At 39.3% G+C, this 15,439-nt stretch carries 16 protein-coding genes; 10 read left to right on the plus strand and 6 right to left on the minus strand.

Annotation, left to right across the window (positions count from 1 at the left end; genetic code table 11):
• Nucleotides 1-188 (minus strand): hypothetical protein (locus BCY91_RS17680; RefSeq protein WP_220699406.1); only part of this gene is annotated, 188 nt, incomplete at its 3' end.
• Nucleotides 189-1,225: 1,037 nt separating this feature from the next.
• On the opposite strand from BCY91_RS17680, the gene BCY91_RS18020 reads away from it, so the two are divergent.
• From BCY91_RS18020 to BCY91_RS00035, 7 genes are all read left to right on the plus strand, one after another.
• Nucleotides 1,226-1,405: a DNA adenine methylase gene (locus tag BCY91_RS18020; protein WP_394341539.1), complete on the plus strand. Its 180-nt coding sequence runs from the start codon at nt 1,226-1,228 to the stop codon at nt 1,403-1,405.
• Nucleotides 1,381-2,190: a DNA adenine methylase gene (locus BCY91_RS00010; RefSeq protein ID WP_262696748.1), complete on the plus strand. Its 810-nt coding sequence runs from the start codon at nt 1,381-1,383 to the stop codon at nt 2,188-2,190. Before BCY91_RS18020 ends, BCY91_RS00010 begins: the two co-directional genes overlap by 25 nt.
• Nucleotide 2,191: 1 nt before the next feature.
• Nucleotides 2,192-2,971 carry a DpnI domain-containing protein gene (locus BCY91_RS00015; RefSeq protein WP_120179968.1) on the plus strand — a complete coding sequence of 260 codons (780 nt, stop codon included), beginning with the start codon at nt 2,192-2,194 and terminating at the stop codon, nt 2,969-2,971.
• The gene (locus tag BCY91_RS00020; protein ID WP_120179969.1) at nt 2,958-3,128 is read left to right on the plus strand and encodes a DpnD/PcfM family protein; all 171 of its coding nucleotides are present in this window, start codon (nt 2,958-2,960) and stop codon (nt 3,126-3,128) included. The genes BCY91_RS00015 and BCY91_RS00020 overlap by 14 nt, the downstream gene beginning before the upstream one ends.
• A 26-nt stretch (nt 3,129-3,154) precedes the next feature.
• A complete protein-coding gene (locus tag BCY91_RS00025; RefSeq protein ID WP_120179970.1) occupies nt 3,155-4,021 on the plus strand; it encodes a DNA-methyltransferase in 867 nt (288 codons plus the stop codon).
• 343 nt (nt 4,022-4,364) lie between these two features.
• Nucleotides 4,365-5,087 carry a helix-turn-helix domain-containing protein gene (locus BCY91_RS00030; protein ID WP_394341542.1) on the plus strand — a complete coding sequence of 241 codons (723 nt, stop codon included), beginning with the start codon at nt 4,365-4,367 and terminating at the stop codon, nt 5,085-5,087.
• A gap of 100 nt (nt 5,088-5,187) precedes the next feature.
• Nucleotides 5,188-5,481 (plus strand): putative quinol monooxygenase, encoded by a 294-nt coding sequence (locus BCY91_RS00035; protein ID WP_120179972.1) that lies wholly within the window; start codon nt 5,188-5,190, stop codon nt 5,479-5,481.
• Between the two features lie 777 nt (nt 5,482-6,258).
• Here BCY91_RS00035 and BCY91_RS00040 read toward each other — a convergent pair.
• Both BCY91_RS00040 and BCY91_RS00045 read right to left on the minus strand, forming a co-directional pair.
• Nucleotides 6,259-6,759 carry a DinB family protein gene (locus BCY91_RS00040; protein ID WP_120179973.1) on the minus strand — a complete coding sequence of 167 codons (501 nt, stop codon included), beginning with the start codon at nt 6,757-6,759 and terminating at the stop codon, nt 6,259-6,261.
• Nucleotides 6,760-6,826: 67 nt separating this feature from the next.
• Nucleotides 6,827-7,516: a helix-turn-helix transcriptional regulator gene (locus tag BCY91_RS00045; protein WP_120179974.1), complete on the minus strand. Its 690-nt coding sequence runs from the start codon at nt 7,514-7,516 to the stop codon at nt 6,827-6,829.
• A gap of 141 nt (nt 7,517-7,657) precedes the next feature.
• Here BCY91_RS00045 and BCY91_RS00050 point away from each other — a divergent pair, with 141 nt between their 5' ends.
• Nucleotides 7,658-8,386: a DUF4197 domain-containing protein gene (locus tag BCY91_RS00050; RefSeq protein ID WP_120179975.1), complete on the plus strand. Its 729-nt coding sequence runs from the start codon at nt 7,658-7,660 to the stop codon at nt 8,384-8,386.
• A 2-nt stretch (nt 8,387-8,388) separates the two neighbouring features.
• Here the strand turns inward: BCY91_RS00050 and BCY91_RS00055 are convergent, their stop codons facing one another.
• Together BCY91_RS00055 and BCY91_RS00060 are read right to left on the minus strand one after the other, a co-directional pair.
• Nucleotides 8,389-9,501, minus strand: coding sequence for a DUF4407 domain-containing protein (locus tag BCY91_RS00055; RefSeq protein WP_120179976.1), 1,113 nt, complete (start codon nt 9,499-9,501; stop codon nt 8,389-8,391).
• 80 nt (nt 9,502-9,581) lie between these two features.
• Nucleotides 9,582-10,919 carry a sensor histidine kinase gene (locus tag BCY91_RS00060; protein ID WP_120179977.1) on the minus strand — a complete coding sequence of 446 codons (1,338 nt, stop codon included), beginning with the start codon at nt 10,917-10,919 and terminating at the stop codon, nt 9,582-9,584.
• Between the two features lie 208 nt (nt 10,920-11,127).
• On the opposite strand from BCY91_RS00060, the gene BCY91_RS00065 reads away from it, so the two are divergent.
• Together BCY91_RS00065 and msrA are read left to right on the plus strand one after the other, a co-directional pair.
• Nucleotides 11,128-12,669 (plus strand): YifB family Mg chelatase-like AAA ATPase, encoded by a 1,542-nt coding sequence (locus BCY91_RS00065; RefSeq protein WP_120180364.1) that lies wholly within the window; start codon nt 11,128-11,130, stop codon nt 12,667-12,669.
• A gap of 50 nt (nt 12,670-12,719) precedes the next feature.
• Complete coding sequence (gene msrA, locus BCY91_RS00070; RefSeq protein WP_120179978.1) at nt 12,720-13,391, plus strand: peptide-methionine (S)-S-oxide reductase MsrA; 672 nt, start codon at nt 12,720-12,722, stop codon at nt 13,389-13,391.
• On the opposite strand, the gene BCY91_RS00075 is transcribed toward msrA, so the two are convergent.
• Complete coding sequence (locus tag BCY91_RS00075) at nt 13,388-15,376, minus strand: LTA synthase family protein (RefSeq protein WP_120179979.1); 1,989 nt, start codon at nt 15,374-15,376, stop codon at nt 13,388-13,390. The genes msrA and BCY91_RS00075 overlap by 4 nt on opposite strands.
• Nucleotides 15,377-15,439 lie beyond the last annotated feature (63 nt).

The following is a 15,439-nucleotide window of genomic DNA, read 5'->3' on the forward strand; positions in this document are numbered from 1 at the left end:
CCGAAGCCGTGCGAACGGTTGTGCTTTAACAAAGTTTCTGCAACACTCGTCGGTTTGCTCACGACAGTGCAAGCATTAATGTTTTTGCAAAAGATTTCCCGGGCTCCACTGCCAAAACTCGGAAGGCCATCCTTATCGCGTGGGACACTGAGGGTTTTATAAAGAAACACCTCCTTTAACGCCGTCATCGCGAGACCGCGTGGGTTGGACTTGTGATTTTGGCAAAGCGGTTGTGGCGATCTCCTTGTTTCTTGCGGTGTCTTTGGTTGTAAGCTATTCTTTACGATGCTATTTCTGCTACTCGTAATTTTTTCCGTTCATCGCCACTAGGGCTAGTTCTTTGTCTTGACACAAAGGACCAAAAGTCAAGGCTGACCTCATTTTGTTTGTTACGCCTGCGGGAAATCTTTGAGCGCAAACCGAAGCCGTGGGAGCGGTAGTGCTTTAACAAAGTTTCTGCAACACTCGTCGGTTTGCTCACGCCTGTGTAAGTATTCATGTTTTTGCAAAAGATTTCCCGGGCTTCACTGCCAAAACTCGGAAGGCCGGGGCTTGTCGCTCGGGACACTAAGTGCGCTACCTTTTTTTATTTTGAATTTTTTTACCGCAAAAGATTTCCCGGGCTCCACTGCCAAAACTCGGAAGGCCGTGCTTATAGCGTGGGACACTGAGGGTTTTATAACGAACACCTCCTTTAACGCCGTCATCGCGAGACCGCGTGGGTTGGACTTTTGAATTTGGCAAGCGGTTGTGGCGATCTCCTTGTTTCTTGCGGTGTCTTTGGTTATCGGCTATTCTTTCCGATAGTATTTCTGCTACTCGTAATTTTTTTCGTTCATGGCCAATGGGCTAGTCATTTGGCTTGAACCAAAGGACCAGTTTCCGAGATTTTTTGATCTTGTTTTATTTGTTGTTGTAAATGATGTTTAGAGTGTCGTCATAGGTTAAGAACCCGCAACTCAGAAACAAATACCGTTCAATTAATTATTTTTAAGATTTATATTTTTAACTACATTTATCTTTAAATATAAAACGCTGATTTATTGCGCCAAGCAAGCCGGAAATGGATGTATTGTGGAAGGGGTATTGCGCATATATACAAGTTAGCAGACACCCCATAAGCGACCGTGCACATATCAACAGTCTGACAAATTTCTACTTCGGACTGACTTCAAACATAAATTAAAATCGTTAATTTGGAACGTAACTTACGAAATTGAATAGAATGATAAATAACAAAATAGCAAAACCGTTTTTAAAATGGGCAGGTGGAAAAACCCAACTCATTTCTGACATTGAACGGACTTTGCCGACAAACATAACGCAAACGAATTTTACATACATCGAACCATTTGTTGGGAGCGGTGCGGTATTATTTGGATACTCAACAACTTCCAAAACTTGAAAAAAGCCGTAATTAACGACATCAACGAAGACTTGATAAACACATATAAAACCATTGCTTCACGACCAAGTGAACTAATCTCAATTTTGCAGATTTTGCAAGACGAGTACCATAATTTAGAAGGAAACGAAGACAATAAAAAACTCTATTATTACCAAAAAAGAGGGTTGTACAATTCAAGAAAAGAAGAACAAAGCGGACAAGCCGCTTTGTTTATTTTTCTAAACCGTACCTGCTTTAATGGTTCGTATAGAGTAAATAGAAAAAATGAGTACAATGTTCCAATGGGAGGTTATAAAAAACCAACTATTTGTGACAAAGAAAACATTTTAGCAGTTAGTGAAGCGTTACAAAAAGTGGAAATTTTGTGCGGAGATTTTGAGCAAACACTAAATTATGCGGACAATAATTCATTGTTCTATTTTGACCCACCATACAAGCCGTTAAGCGAAACTTCAAGTTTCAATTCGTATGCAAAAGATGAATTTAACGATGACGAACAAATCAGATTAAAGGAGTTCTGCAACAAACTTGACCTCTTAAATCACACTTGGATTTTAAGTAATTCGGACGTGAAAGGAAAAGATGAAAATGATAATTTCTTTGACAATTTGTATTCTGATTTCAACATTCAACGAGTTGAAGCAAAGAGAAGTATCAATGCAAATCCTGAAAAAAATGATTTGGGCGTTACCCTAAAGGGTCGGGCTTTCCGTTTCAATCTTTTTGTTCGTTCCTCTCAAAAAGGATTTCCACTACAATCCCTAACGCAATTGGTTGCCTAAAATGAATTTAGCTTTCAATACAAATTTAGCAGAAGGCTATACAAGTAATTCCCAAATCGCAAGATTATTAACAGAGAATTGGGTTTTAAATAATTCATATTGCCCAAGTTGTGGCGATTTACCGCTAAATGAATTTGAGAATAATCGACCTGTTGCTGATTTTTATTGTAAAAAATGTAATGAAGAATTTGAATTAAAAAGCAAAAGTGGAAAACTGTCAAATACAATAACTGATGGAGCTTATTCTACAATGATTGAAAGAATTAATTCAGATAATAATCCAAATTTTTTCTTTTTAACATATACAAAACAATGGACTGTTAATGATTTTCTCATAATTCCAAAACAGTTTTTTACCACAGAAATAATTATAAAGCGACCGCCTTTATCAGATACTGCAAGAAGAGCAGGCTGGATTGGTTGCAATATTGATATTTCAAAAGTTGCAGATGCTGGAAAAGTATTTTTGATTAAAAATGCTCAAACAATAAATCAAGAATTTGTAAAAGAAACTTTCAATAAAACATTATTTTTAAGAACAAAAAGTAAAGATGCAAAAGGTTGGATTTTAGATGTAATGAATTGTGTTGATTTAATTAAAAAAGAAACATTTACACTTGATGAAATCTACAAATTTGAACAAAAACTAAAAATTAAATATCCAAACAATAATTTTATCAAAGACAAAATAAGACAACAACTTCAGCTTTTAAGAGATAAAGGAATTATTGAATTTGTTGGACGTGGAAATTATAAAAAAGTAAACTATGGAAACATTTAAAATTGAAATTCAAGAGTTTTTATCTAAAATAATTGAAATTGATGCAGTTGATAAGGAAGAAGCAATTTTGAAAGTAAAAGAAAGGTATCAAAAAGAAGAAATTATTTTGGATAGTGAAAATTATGTATCGACAGAAATTGAAGAATATCAAGAATAGTCTTTTATCTTCTTCACGGAGATACAATGGATCTTTTGCCTCAATTTGACCACAAGTTTGATATGATCTTTGCTGATCCACCCTATTTTTTATCAAACAACGGACTTTCAATACAAAACGGAGAAATTGTAAGTGTCAATAAAGGAAAATGGGACAAATCCGAAGGATTTGAATTTATTAATGACTTTAATCGTAAGTGGCTTTCATTAGTTCGGGATAAAATGAAAGATGACGCAACGATTTGGATAAGCGGAACAATGCACAACATTTTTTCGGTTGGACAAATCTTGACGGAATTAGGTTTTAAAATTCTCAACATCGTTACTTGGGAAAAGACCAATCCACCGCCAAATTTTTCGTGTCGTTACTTTACTTATTCAACAGAACAAATTATTTGGGCAAGAAAAAGTGAAAAAGTTCCGCATTATTTCAACTACGAACTAATGAAGCAATTGAATGGCGACAAACAGATGAAAGATGTTTGGAAGTTGCCAGCGATTGCACCTTGGGAAAAGTCTTGTGGTAAACACCCGACACAAAAACCACTTTCGGTTTTGACAAGACTTATTTTGGCTTCGACAAAGCCCAACGCTTGGATTTTAGACCCATTCGCGGGTAGTTCGACAACAGGAATTGCCGCAAATTTGGCTAACAGACGGTTTCTAGGAATTGACCAAGAAGAAGAATTTTTGACAATTAGCAAAAACCGTAAACTTGAAATAGAAAACCCGAAAATCGCAGCAACATACAGACAAAAAATTGGAGGTTTCAGCGACAAAAAAGAACTTGAATTATTCCTTGTTGAAGAACCAAGAACAGAATATAAAACAGAAATAAACTTTGACCGAAAACGGGGCGATCTGCTAACATCAGTTTTGCGTAATGGCGGGTAAAGTGCTACTATGAAACAGTTGTGCAAGGTTCAACAGTTGTGCTTCTATTGAACTTTTGTGCTAAAAATCCGCCACTACGCCAATACCAAAACCGTTGTGTGCAAGGCTACCCGACATCATACCATAGCTCAACTTGAAACAGATAGAATAAAAATACTTCAATTGATTTAGAAAGGATTTTTGAAATTTGCAGAATATTTTACTTAAGACAGAACATTATGGATGTTATCAATCTTCCCGAAAATTTATTTGAGGGCAACCACAATTCGTCAGAATTGCAAATTGCTAATTACGAAGTGTATAAAAATGCTTCCAAAAACAAAATTAACCTAAAAAAAATGTCATTAGTTTTTTGTTAGACGGACAAAAGGATATTCACTTTTCTAACGACATCGTTTCTATAAATGACACACAATCTCTGCTTATTTCATCAGGTAATTTCTTATTGACAGAGCTTGTTGGGACAAGCAGTTATCGTTGCTTGCTTTTTTTCTTTTCTCAAAAAAACATCAGCGATTTTTTATTGAAACACTCGCCTCAATTCAATCAAAATAAACCAACAATAACTGCTCCTTATTTCCTTATAGAAAAAGACAATTTCATTGTTCACTACATCAATTCTCTCAAACATAGCTTTGGTTTACACAAAACAATTTCACAAAAAATACTGGAACTAAAGTTTGAAGAAATTATGCTTTACTTAGCTAATAAATATGGACAACCTTTTTTTGCATATCTAAATTCTTTATTAACCAGCGAACGAGAATTATCGTTTAAAAAAGTCATTGAAAAAAACCTGTACGCTAATTTAAACATTGAAGAAGTAGCGTTTCTATGCAATATGAGTGCATCTACCTTTAAAAGGAAATTCATCTCCATTTATCAAGCATCTCCGGGCAAATGGTTTCAACAAACACGATTGAACAAGGCAAGAGAATTGCTGCTTAACAACAAAGCAACTCCTTCCGAAATTTATATGGAGTTTGGCTACGATAGCCTATCAAATTTTAGTACTGCCTTTAAAAATGAATTCGGATACAGCCCAAAACAGACTAACACAGTTTGACCTTTTTTCATAAGTTTTTGAACAGAATAAAAAAGCCTCACAAGCTTAAATGAGCTAAATTTGTTAAAACAAAATTGGTTTAATTAAAAAATAAGAAGACATGAAAAAATTAGGATTATTAGTTCGACTAGAAGCAAAAGCAGGAAAAGAAAAAAGTGTTGAAGAGTTTATTACAAGTGCATTGCCACTTGCTAATGAAGAAGCGGGTACTATTACATGGTATGCGTTCCGTATTGACGCTTCTACATTTGGCATTTTTGACACTTTTTCAGATGAAGAAGGTAGAGAAGCGCATCTTGGTGGTAAGATTGCAAAGGCGTTAATGGAAAATGCTCCCGAGTTACTTGCTGCAGCACCCAAAATTGAGAAAATAGATATTTTGGCAGCGAAATAAGGGGTTATTAAACGTTTAATGTTAGGCTGGCTGCCATAAAATCGTCTTGCGAATTTACGGTAGCCAGTTCTTTTTTAAACCTCCACATTTATTTTTTCAAAATTCAAAACACCGGTAACTATACAAGACGAAGCAAAAGCCATAATTCAAATGCTTCAACCATTTTACACAGACTGCAAATTTTCTTTTAACTTAAATTACCCTGACAAAATTTTAATAGTTGAACACTTAGAAGATGACAATCACCCTGAAATGGTAACAGACATTTTGAAAATGGCAGGCTTTATCTGTATTGACATTGCTGAAACTTTGGGCTGACAAAAGCCCAGCACACAACAAAAGGTTTGCCGCAAGGCTGGCGGACGTGATAACAATCGGCAGTTGTACTAATATCGGATAATATCGGGTTGGTATTTCAATCTTTTTAATGAATATCTGTTCTTCTATAATTTACCAATTTATAAAAAAGGAAAATAGAATCACGCAAAAATATATTCGTAATAGTTTGCCTCCGCTAGCGCCGGCTTGCAACCGGTGCTTTAACCCAACCTTACTAGTTATTCATCACCCCTTCAATCGTTCTTTTTCAACAATCAAAACCCGAAAGCTCTATCTAAATACTAGCGCGCTTTGTAAGCCGTAAACGCGCACAGGTTGAGAATGCAATGGTCTTCTTTTAATCAAATCTAGCTTCTACTCCATCACCAATTCGCCCAAGAACTGGCTTTTCGACTGCTAAGTCAAAAAGTTCCGGCAGAAAAACTGCCGGAGCTTTTTCTACATGGTCATCTCATCCGCGCTGGGGCCATAACTTCCCGGTATCGGAATATTTAATAACCTTAAATAAACGCCCAATTGCGCGCGGTGGTGAATTTGTTGCGCCATACTCATCCTAATGGTTTCGTATTTACTGTCTTCGCTGTAAATTTGCGCGCCGCTTCTTAAAGTCCAAACTTCAGTTAAGCACTCATCATCCGCTTGGCGCAATGCCGATAGTGATTTCTCTAAACATTTATCAAAAAACTTCACCAAATCCAGAGTGGTGTTTACCTCGTCAATCTGGTGCGTATTGTTCTCAAAATCCAATTCGGTGGTGGTCAATATCATTTCTGGCCATGAGGCGATATCTGCCAAATGGGTCGCCAAATTCTTCATCGCCATGCTTTTTTCGTGTGGCTTGTAGTCAAACTTATCGTTGGGTACAATTGAAAGCATTTTGCGTGTAGTGTTGCCTTCAAGCTCTAATTCTTTTGCTAGTAATTTTGATAATTTTTCCATGATTATAAGGTTTTTATCAAAAGAACTGCGCCTTAGTGACAACCCTATGTCAGCGGTAAATTATTTTTTAAAAATTTACCGGCAACAGTTTCATGTAGGCTTCTACCGTTATGTGGTCCTCTATAGAAAAAGGCAAATTCAAAGGCTTTATTTGTTCCATACGCGATACTTTAAAATCCCGATATTCGCCCCGCAAGTGGCACCACGCAATTAAATGCCAGCTAAAAGCATAAAAAATCAATCCAATGGGTTCGGTTCTTCTTTCGCTACGTATTTCATTGGCGTTGGTGTAAGTAAATTGCAATAGGGTTTTATCTAAAATGGCGGTTTGTAGCACAGAAAGATGCTCGTAATCATTAGTAAGTCGGGCCGGAACCTGGAATTTGATGTTGCTGGCCATCAGCTCGATTTTTTCTTTTTGCGAGGGCTTCAACACAGCTTTTACTTTCTGCAATGCCGATTGATATTGGTTTTGGATAGATTTATCGCTAAAGGCATTTAGCAAGTGTTCTACCAAAAGCAGCGCGTTGGCTTCTTCTAAATTGAAACTTACCGGTGGCAAAAAGTATCCTTGTATTAAATGATAACCTCGGTTTGGCGTAAAACAAACCGGTATCCCTTGTTCATTTAATGCTTTTAAATCGCGGTAAACGGTACGAATGCTTATCGAAAACCTTTCGGCAATTTGCTCTGCTGTGCTAAATCTGTTGGACTGCAATAGGGTAGAAATGCCAAAAAGCCGGTCAATCCTGTTCATAAGTATCAAATTCTATAAACAACCCTGCTAATTTAAACCAAGTTTTTGTACGTATGTATGCTTTAAGATACTTTTTACGGCTGTTTCTTTTTATTCCCTTGGCAGAATAATTGCATCTTTGCAAGGTAATTATAAAAATAAATGAAAAAATTTGCCCTCATAGGCGTGCTGTCCGCCAGTATCGTTTTTAGCAGTTGCGATACCTTAAATCAATATTCTGGTGTTATTAACCAAGCCTTAGGCACACCATCCACCACAGAAATGAGCTTAGGCTTAAAGCAGGCACTTGAGTTTGGCACCAATTACAGCAGCGAGCGCTTAGCTGCCAAAGATGGCTTTTTGGGCAACATGGCGGTGAAAATACTTTTTCCGGAGGAAGCCAGAAAGGTAGAAACAGCTTTACGTTCCATTGGTTTAGACAATTTATGCGATAACGTGATTGTGAGCTTAAACCGCGCAGCAGAAGATGCCGCCAAAGAAGCAAAACCCATTTTTGTAAATGCCATTAAACAGATGTCTTTTCAGGATGTGACCAACATTTTGTTAGGGCAAGAAAATGCGGCAACCCTTTATTTCAAAAGAACAACCAGCGTTGCTTTGGCCGATAAATTTAAGCCTGTAATCAGCAGCAGCTTAAGCAAGGTTGGGGCTACCAAATACTGGGGCGATGTAACTTCGCGCTACAACAAACTACCTTTGGTAAAACCAATTAATACCGATTTGGCAGCTTACGTAACAGACAAAGCCATTGACGGAATGTTTGTAGAAATTGCACAGGAAGAGCTAAAAATTAGGCAAAATTTGAGCGCCAGAAGTACTTCCTTATTGCAAAAGGTGTTTGCTTACGCAGATCAGCAAAAAGGCAAATAGCCTTAATCCAATTCTTCCAGATCTTTTTTTACCCGGCGCCGGAGCAGGATTTTCTCTTTTTCTGTTTCTTCGCCGGTTTTTGTTTCCTGCACGTTATCCGTTACGTTTATCAAGTGGTGCTTTTCGCTTTCGCTTTGATGCAAAGCTACCTCCTCTACATGTTGCAAGGCTACATCATAAGGTCCTCTATCGCTCATCAGCTTCACAAAAACGGGCAGGCACTCTAACAAAATAAACAGGAAAGAGATAAATGATATGGCTAAATAGGTGTCAATATCCCGGCTGCCATCCGGATTAAAAGAAAGCTGGCCCAAAGCGTAGTTTCTATCGGCAAAGCCTGCGACATTCGCTAAACTGTCCAGCTGCTGCTCGTTAAAAAGCTTGGTGCTGTTTAGGCCTTCTATATTTTTGCGGGTGTTTATTAAATCGTCGGTCTGCTTTAAGTCGGCACGTACTTGGTCCAGGCGTTCTATCTTTTGGTTTACCACCGCTTCTTTTTGCTTTGCGTAGGTGCCATAGCCTGTAATGCCACTGGTTTGGTTGGTTTTATCGCCAAAAACTTCTTGGTTTAAAATATATCGAGAGCGGTTGATGTCTTTTTCTAAAGAGTCTTTCTCGTTTTTTAGCTCCTGAAATTTTTGAAGCTCCAGACTGTATTTATTGGTAAAAGCCTTATTTAAGGTGTCAATTTTTGCACGTTGTCCGTTTAAATAGCTGCTTTTCAGTTTCTGGCGAATTTCCTTGTCAAAAATCTTCAACTCCAAAGGTCTCGAAATTACAATACCTATCATTATGGCTAACAAAATCCGCGGGGTTGCCTGTAAAATCTGCCGGTTGGTGTCGGCAGTTTTTTTAATACTGGATACAATGTAGCGGTCCATATTAAAAATGGCCAGTCCCCATATTAAACCAAATAAAATGGCAAAAACAATTGCCGCGGGGTTGCCTGCAAATACAAAGTACATGGCATACCCGCCAGATAAACTGGCAAACAAGGCTGTAAAAAAAATGGTGGCGCCAATGCCCACGTATTTATTATGTTCTGTAGGATATTTTTTTAGGGTGCCTACGTGGGCGCCCGAGCAAAACCAAAAAAAATCGGTTATTTTCTTCATCTGATGTTTGAGAAAGAATTAGAATGATATGTTACACACAAACGCAAAAACTGTGCGCGTAATATGAACGCATCATATTTTTATGGTTCTGTGATATCGGCTAGGCGATGTTCTGCTGGGTTGGCTGATGGTTTTCCTAATTTCAGGCTCACATAAAATGTGCTTCCTAATTGGGTTTGGCTGTGTACCCATATTTTACCGCCCTGTTGCTCAATATAGCTTTTGCAAAGTGCTAAACCCAAGCCAGATCCTTTTTCGCGATTGGTGCCAAAAGTATTGCCTTGCGCAATCCCAAATATCTCGGCTTGTTTTTCTTTAGGGATGCCCACACCCTGGTCTTTAACACTTATAATACAGTCGCTTGCCTCCACAACTGCTTTTATTGCTATATCGCTCCCCGGGTGCGAAAATTTAACGGCATTTACGATGAGGTTGCGCATAACCAATTGCAACATATCGGCATCGGCTTTTATCATAATGTCTGGTGCGATATGGCTTGATATATGAATACCCTTATCCATACCGATAGCTCGGGTAATGCTTAACGTTTTGCTTAAACAATCGGCCAGGTTTATATGCTGCAAGTTTACCTGTACGCCGTCCATCTGCGTTTTGGACCAAGTTAAAATGTTGCCCAGCATTTGAATGGCATTATTGGTGCGTTGTTGCAGTTCTTTTTCTAAACGCCTACGGTCTTCCAAACTTAAACTATCGTCGGACAGTAGTTCTAAAAATCCTTGTACAGAAATTAATGGATCTTTTAAATCGTGCGCCACAATAGAAAGAAGTTTGTTTTTGGTTTGGTCGCTTTTGGCAAGCTCCTCGCTTTTAAGTTGCGCCTGCGTGCGCTCTTGATGGTAAGCTTGCCTAATATATATCAACACAAATATGCTAATTACCGCAATGGTAAAGTAAGAATAGCCTATATCAGCCAACCTGCTCTCTGCACTCGGATAGGTATCAGGCAAAGTAACCAGGCCGGTTATTTCCAAAAAGAAAATGCTTAATACAGATACAACGTTAATAGGGATCCAAACCCAATACTGGCGCCAAGGAACCGTAAGTATCGTAAATATCAGCGCAAGCAGATAAATGAGCAAACTAGGCCCTAAACTTCCGGAATTAAAGTAATAATTGATGGGCAAAAAACAATAATAAGCAACCTGTGAAAATACAATCGCAATCTTAGATTTATGCAGCACTCGGGAAAGTGTAAATACGCCCGATATTACCACGAACACAATTGACATAAGCCAAGCTAAAGTGGCATCTATAAGCAAGGCATTAAGCGGAATACTAATAAAAGCTCCTAACAGCAAAATCACACATATACAATGGAAAATCCGTACCTCTAATCTAAAAGTTTGCTTTGGACCGATGAGCGTATTCCAAAAAAATTCAGCGGCTTTTACTGGCATAATATTATTAACCCACTAAGGTTGGGTTTGTATAAAGATATTTCTTTTATGCTTTTTTAAGAAAGGTAGAGTAAAATAAACACGTTTTTAACGCGAATTAGCGAGCGATAAGCAAATGCCACGTGAGCAACATAACTTAGGCTTAGATAATATTTTGCTTAACCTATACCACAATTTTCTTAAATTCAGCCACCTAAACCTAAAAAATATGGTTCCTGTAAAAACCTATGGAAGCGCCGTGTACGGAGTGGAAGCTACCACCATTACCGTGGAAGTTAATATATCATCCGGAAATAAATATTTCATTGTTGGATTGCCAGATAACGCCGTTAAAGAAAGTTTGCTGCGCATAGAAAGTGCCGTAACGTCTAGCGGTTGCCGTATGCCCCGGCAAAAAATTGTGGTGAATTTGGCGCCCGCAGATATCCGAAAGGAAGGTTCTGCTTATGATTTGACCATAGCAACCGGCATTTTAGCCGCATCCGCACAAATCCCTTTTGAAGAACTGGGCCAGTACATTATTATGGGCGAGCTATCTTTAGACGGTGAAGTAAAGCCTATTAAAGGCGGATTACCCATTGCCATACAAGCCAAAAAAGAAAGTTTTAAAGGGTTTATTTTGCCCACGCAAAATGCCCGGGAAGCCGCCATCGTAAACGATATTGAAGTTTACGGCGTAACCCACATTAGCCAAGTGGTTGATTTTTTTGATAAAGGTATAAAGCCACAGCCTACCATTGTGGATACTCGCGATGAATTTTACCATGCAATTAATAATTACGATGCAGATTTTGCGGATGTTAAAGGGCAGGAAAACATTAAACGCTCTTTAGAAATTGCGGCCGCAGGTGGCCACAACGCGATATTGATTGGTCCGCCCGGCGCAGGCAAAACCATGTTAGCCAAACGCCTGCCTACTATTTTACCTCCGCTCAACCTATACGAAGCATTGGAAACCACCAAAATCCACTCGGTAGCTGGCAAGCTTTCCGCGTCTGATGCTTTAATTACCAAACGGCCGTTCCGCTCGCCGCACCATACTGTTTCCGACGTTGCTTTGGTGGGCGGAGGTGGCAACCCGCAACCCGGCGAAATTTCTTTAGCACATAACGGCGTGCTTTTTTTAGATGAACTGCCCGAATTTAAACGTACCGTTTTAGAGGTGATGCGCCAACCCTTAGAGGAACGGCGGGTTACCATCGCCCGTGCCCGCATGTCGGTTGATTACCCGGCAAGTTTTATGTTGGTGGCCGCCATGAACCCCTGCCCTTGCGGATATTACAACCACCCCGAAAAAGAATGTGTTTGCGCCCCCGGCGTGGTACAAAAATATTTGAGCAAGGTAAGCGGCCCTTTACTGGACCGTATTGATTTACACGTTGAAGTGACCCCCGTAAATTTTGATGAGCTGGCCTCTGAAAGAAAGGCCGAACGCAGCGAGGAAATTAGACAAAGGGTGATTGCCGCGCGTTTGCAACAGGAGGAGCGCTTTGCCGCGCAGGAATATGTTTACTGCAATGCCCAAATGAGCCCGCAAATGGTGCGCGAAATTTGTAAGATTGACGATGCCGGCCATCTGTTGTTAAAGAAGGCGATGGAAAAACTTGGTTTATCTGCAAGGGCTTATGATAGGATATTGAAAGTTGCACGCACCATTGCCGATTTAGCTGGGAGTGATGAAATTGGATTGGAACATTTGGCAGAAGCCATCCACTTTAGAAGTTTAGACCGCGAAAATTGGGCGGGCTAACAAAACTTTTTGCGGACTAACATCGTTATTAAATTAAAATTAGTTGAACGATGAGATTTTTCAAGATACTTTCGTTGTCCTTTTGCGTGGTGGCCATGTTGGCCTGCAATAGCAACGGCCAATCGGCAAAGAACAAACAGCAGAAAGACCAAAAATTAGATTTAACGCCACCAAAGGGCAAAGCGGTGGCGGCTTTTGCCGAAGGTTGTTTTTGGTGCAGCGAGCATATTTTTGAAGCCGTAGTTGGCGTTGACGATGCAGTATCGGGCTATGCCGGAGGCCATACCATTAACCCCACCTATGATTTGGTAAATACCGAAACTACCGGCCATGCCGAAACTGTGCTGGTATATTACGATCCAAAGGTGGTAAGTTATGCCGAACTGGTAAAAGTGTTTTTTGCTTCACACGACCCTACCACGCCCAATCAGCAAGGACCGGATAAGGGAAGCTCGTACCGTTCTATCCTTTTTTACCAAAGCCCGGGAGAAAAAGAAATAGCCATGCAGGCCATCAAAGAAATTAGTGCCAGCAACCATTTTGAAAAGCCTTTGGTTACCCAGCTAAAACATCTGGACGCTTTTTATAAAGCCGAAGATTATCACCAGAACTACATCAACAGCGGCAAAAACAGGTTAAACCCCTATGTGCAAAATGTTTCTATCCCGCGGTACCAGAAATTTAAACGCGAGTATAAGGGGAAACTTAAAAAAGGAGCTTAATTGTTTGTTCTTTTCTCTTTCATCTGGCCATTTTTGAACCTCTCGCTAGCTGTTTGGTAGCTGGCGATAGTTTCTTTAGCTAATGCTTGGTTTAGCGTTTTAAGTTCTTTCAGTTGCTGATTTTGTTCCGAAACATTAAACTGTTTTACCTGTTTGCGATCGTTAATCTGGGTAAAAACATTTTGTTTTAAAAGCCCTAAGGTTCTGTAATTTCCTATAAATGCGCGGTCCTTGCTGGCCTGGGTTTGGTTGATGTCTTTGCCATAAAGCGCCGATGTGTAGTTCCAGTGCAGATAACCAAAAAGTGTTGGCATCAGATCAATTTGCGACATTAGCCGCTTTACTTTTATGGGAGCTACTGGCAGGTTAAAAATAATTGCCGGGATATGGTGCTTGTCTATGTTAATTTCCCATTTTCCGGCACTGCTGGCGCAATGATCGGCTACAACTACAAAAACCGTGTTTTTAAACCAAGGTTTTGCGCGTGCCTCTGTAATAAACTTCCCTAAAGCGTAATCTGTGTATTTAACGGCTCCATTTCTATCTCCCTGCGGGAGGTTTATTTTTCCTTTCGGAAACGTAAACGGACGGTGGTTAGAGGTAGTCATCACAAACTGGAAAAAAGGTTTGCCAGTGGCAAAACTGCGGTCTGCATACTTCAGTGATTGCGTGTATAAATCTTCATCGCAAATTCCCCAAGCGTTTTCAAAGCTTACCTCATCATCGGCTATTTGGTAACGGCGCGTGCTTACCTCGTCAGATAAAGGATTGCCACGATCCCTGTCTACAATATCAAATCCTTGGCCACCAAAAAAAGTGTTCATATTGTCAAAATAGCCATCACCACCGTAAATAAAATAGGGCTGATAGCCCTTATGGCGCATAATTGTTGCTATAGAAAATATATGCTCGTTATTTGGCCTGCGTACAATGCTGTTGCCCGGTGTAGGCGGAACGCACAAAGTAAGCGCTTCCATCCCTCTTACCGTTCTGGTGCCGGTGGCATATAAATTTGTAAAGAAAATACTCTTATTCGCCAAACTATCATAGTTGGGGCTAATATCGTCTGTGTTACCAAAAGCCTTTAAAAAGCTTCCACTAAAACTTTCTATAGTTACCAATATGATATTTGGCCTATTTTCTACGCCTCCGCTTGTTATCCTTGATAAATCTTCGGGTTTGGCAGATGCAAAAGATTGATTGTTTTGTAACAGCTGTTGCCGCACTACAGCATAGGCTTCGCGCTCGTTAATTTGTGGATAAAATTTGTCGTAATCGAGCTCGTTTGATCTAAAAGCTGCAAAAAAGGAAAACACGCCGTTTTTACCTACTTCATTTATAACGGTGTTATTATTATAATCGGATTGTTTATTGGTAAGAAGCGATATTAAAACGATACACAGGAGCATCAGCGGCAACGCATTAAGCAATCTTTTACCAAAATTAATTTGGCTATGGAAAGCATAAGTAAAAGCGCGCGATTTTTTTAACAACCAAAAAGTTAAAGCAATGAGGCCCAACAAAACCGCAATAATTAACGGAATTGGGTACGATTGGTTGATATTTGAAACAACTTCATAGGTGTATATTAAATAATCTACCGCAATAAAATTAAAACGCACGCCAAACTCGTCCCAAAACGGAAATTCGGCAATTAAACTGAAATAGATAATAAACAGGTTTAAAGCAAAATAAGCGTAGGTAAACACCCGATCAAAGGCCGAGCCTATTAGCTTCTTGGGGACGATGAGCAGGTACAGATTATACAGAAACAAGAAGCACAACCCCACGGCAATATCGTACGCAAAACCTAAAACAAAAGACTTTATAATTGAAAATCCCTGCCAAGACACGTTTGTCCAAGACCAAATTAAAAAACTAATGCGACTAAGGGTTGATAGCAGCACATAAATTGCCAGAACCGAGTAGAATAGCGCGAATCTGGATCTGAAAATACAATCGGGGATTTTGGTCTGGCGTTTCATTAAACTATGCATTTACCATTTTAGTTGTACGTTTTTTGGTTGCCATTTTTCGGCTAACAAAAA

Origin of the sequence: Pelobium manganitolerans (assembly GCF_003609575.1) — a bacterium.
Taxonomy (GTDB): domain Bacteria; phylum Bacteroidota; class Bacteroidia; order Sphingobacteriales; family Sphingobacteriaceae; genus Pseudopedobacter; species Pseudopedobacter manganitolerans.

Coding starts and splice junctions, on each gene's coding strand:
- BCY91_RS18020 (WP_394341539.1), top strand. CDS start 1,226: ATGATAAATAACAAAATAGCAAAACCGTTTTTAAAATGGGCAGGTGGA.
- BCY91_RS00015 (WP_120179968.1), top strand. CDS start 2,192: ATGAATTTAGCTTTCAATACAAATTTAGCAGAAGGCTATACAAGTAAT.
- BCY91_RS00020 (WP_120179969.1), top strand. CDS start 2,958: ATGGAAACATTTAAAATTGAAATTCAAGAGTTTTTATCTAAAATAATT.
- BCY91_RS00025 (WP_120179970.1), top strand. CDS start 3,155: ATGGATCTTTTGCCTCAATTTGACCACAAGTTTGATATGATCTTTGCT.
- BCY91_RS00035 (WP_120179972.1), top strand. CDS start 5,188: ATGAAAAAATTAGGATTATTAGTTCGACTAGAAGCAAAAGCAGGAAAA.
- BCY91_RS00040 (WP_120179973.1), bottom strand. CDS start 6,759: ATGGAAAAATTATCAAAATTACTAGCAAAAGAATTAGAGCTTGAAGGC.
- BCY91_RS00045 (WP_120179974.1), bottom strand. CDS start 7,516: ATGAACAGGATTGACCGGCTTTTTGGCATTTCTACCCTATTGCAGTCC.
- BCY91_RS00050 (WP_120179975.1), top strand. CDS start 7,658: ATGAAAAAATTTGCCCTCATAGGCGTGCTGTCCGCCAGTATCGTTTTT.
- BCY91_RS00055 (WP_120179976.1), bottom strand. CDS start 9,501: ATGAAGAAAATAACCGATTTTTTTTGGTTTTGCTCGGGCGCCCACGTA.
- BCY91_RS00060 (WP_120179977.1), bottom strand. CDS start 10,919: ATGCCAGTAAAAGCCGCTGAATTTTTTTGGAATACGCTCATCGGTCCA.
- BCY91_RS00065 (WP_120180364.1), top strand. CDS start 11,128: ATGGTTCCTGTAAAAACCTATGGAAGCGCCGTGTACGGAGTGGAAGCT.
- msrA (WP_120179978.1), top strand. CDS start 12,720: ATGAGATTTTTCAAGATACTTTCGTTGTCCTTTTGCGTGGTGGCCATG.
- BCY91_RS00075 (WP_120179979.1), bottom strand. CDS start 15,376: ATGAAACGCCAGACCAAAATCCCCGATTGTATTTTCAGATCCAGATTC.